This window comes from Citrobacter sp. wls718 (assembly GCF_005280945.1).
GTDB lineage: Bacteria > Pseudomonadota > Gammaproteobacteria > Enterobacterales > Enterobacteriaceae > Citrobacter > Citrobacter gillenii.
In genome coordinates, this window is the sequence record NZ_SZWV01000051.1 from 148,943 (window position 1) to 149,248 (window position 306).

Here is a 306-nt window from a genome sequence, read left to right on the forward strand (position 1 = left end):
CAGGTTCAGCAGGCGGGCCAGCAGCAGCGGGCCGAGATCCGATACCGTGGCGCGCACCGGGTGACCTTTCTCACCGAAGATATCCCACACCGTGACCGGATTATCATGCGGCTGCCAGTCGGTAATACCGATGTTGTTCAGGCGGGTCAGCAGCTTTTCAGACGCCTGTCCTGCCTGCGCCACGCCGGTTAAGTCGCCTTTAACATCGGCCATAAACACCGGCACGCCGATCTCCGACAGCGATTCGGCCAGCTTCTGCAAGGTGACGGTTTTACCGGTCCCGGTCGCGCCGGTAATCAGCCCGTG

General features: G+C 61.8%; 1 protein-coding gene. It reads right to left on the minus strand.

Annotation, left to right across the window (positions count from 1 at the left end; genetic code table 11):
• On the minus strand, positions 1-306 hold a 306-nt coding region (locus FDW95_RS23695), incomplete at both ends, for a helicase HerA-like domain-containing protein (protein WP_249359010.1).